At 59.1% G+C, this 1697-nt stretch carries 1 protein-coding gene; it reads right to left on the bottom strand.

What is annotated here, in order from left to right; genetic code table 11:
• Positions 1–242 precede the first annotated feature (242 nt).
• Positions 243–1697 (bottom strand): AMP-dependent synthetase/ligase (locus ACTHUY_RS08130; RefSeq protein ID WP_441678408.1); only part of this gene is annotated, 1455 nt, incomplete at its 5' end.

The following is a 1697-nucleotide window of genomic DNA, read 5'->3' as shown; positions in this document are numbered from 1 at the left end:
GGGTGATCGACGCAGTAAGGTGGGAGCATCTTTGGGCCTTTATGTCATCTTGGACGTGTTTTCAAAGTTATCATGTTCTTGGCGTTAAGACGGTGGGTTTAAACAATATTGGTCCGATAGCCCGTCGAGAGACCGATAATAACTGCGATTGCGTCAGCGAACATGACTGGAGGGCGACAGTGAACCGCCGCCCTCCGAAGGTAGTCAATCACCTGATTGGGTGGTTGCTAATCTATTGGTGATTACCGCTTGCTGTCGTAGATCCAGTCGATCTCGGAAGTAAAGTCTTTGAGGACCTTGTGTCGCTTCACTTTGAGTGACGGGGTCAGGTAGTCGTTGTCGACCGTGAAGTCGGTTGTGAGGACGTTGAATTTCCTGATCGACTCAGCACGGGAGACTGCCTCGTTGGCGCGGTTAACGGCGCGGTCGAGAGCCGCAAGAACCTGAGGGTTCTGTGCTGCCTCATCGACGGACATGGGTTCGAGACCCTTGTTGGAAAGCCATCCGGGAAGCATGTCCGTGTCTAGGGTGATAAGAGCGCCAATGAATGGACGGTTGTCACCCACAACAACGACCTGGGAGACGATCGGGTGGCCGCGGAGCCTATCTTCGAGAATCGCGGGGGCCACGTTCTTGCCACCGGCGGTCACAATGATTTCCTTCTTACGTCCCGTGATCGTAATGAACCCATCATCGTCCATTGAACCCAGGTCGCCGGTACGGAACCAGCCATCCCCTGTGAAGGCTTCCTTCGTCGCTTCCTCGTTGTTGTGGTAGCCGACGAAGACGTGATCGCCCTTGACGAGAATCTCACCGTCGTCACCCACCGATACGAGGCAACCGGGGTAAGCCGGGCCAATCGTACCAACCTTGATGTTGCCGGGACGGTTCACGGTTGTCGGCGCTGCCGTTTCCGTGAGTCCGTAGCCCTCGTAGATTGTGATGCCGGCGCCGCGGAAGAAGTGTCCTAGACGCTCACCGAGCGGGCCACCACCCGAGATCGAGTGCCGGAGCTCCCCGCCGAGCAGCTCCTTGAGGGTGGAGTAGACGAGCTTGTCACCTAGCGCGTGCTGGGCCTTGAGGAACGCGGACGGACCTTCCGGGGTTTCGATCGCACGGGAGTAGGCAATGGCGACCTTCGCGAAGCGACGGAAGATTGGGCCCCTGACCTTGGAGGCGTTTGCCTTCGCGTCGGCAGCGTTATAGACCTTTTCAAAAACGCGGGGGACCGCGAGAACGAACGTGGGTTTGAACGACTGCATGTCGGCCACGAGGTTCTTCGTGTCGGGGGAGTGCCCGAGAACCGCGTTGGCTTCGATCGCGACAAGCGAGACGAAGCGGGCGAAGATGTGGGCCATGGGGAGGAACAGGAGCGTCCTTGCGTCCTCACCCGAGACGATGAGGTTGAGATCCGGGTCGGCAGGGCCGTTGCGGACGACGTGGAGGATGTTCCTGTGGGTCAGGCGAACGCCCTTGGGCTTGCCTGTGGTGCCAGACGTGTAGATGACCGTGGCAATGTCATCGGCCGTCGTGTTGGCGATACGGTCCTCAATGGTCCGCTCCGCCTCAGCTTCGTCGATGGCCTCACCGGCGGCGATGATCTGGTTGATAGCACCCTCGTCGATGACGTACAGGTTCTCCAGCCCGACGATCGTGTCGAGCAGGGGCGCTACCGTGTCGCGCAGTGCCGCGCTCTC

Source organism: Flaviflexus sp. (assembly GCF_052087705.1).
GTDB classification, from domain to species: Bacteria; Actinomycetota; Actinomycetes; order Actinomycetales; family Actinomycetaceae; genus Flaviflexus; species Flaviflexus ciconiae.
This window is presented reverse-complemented; position numbering and strand designations above follow the sequence as displayed.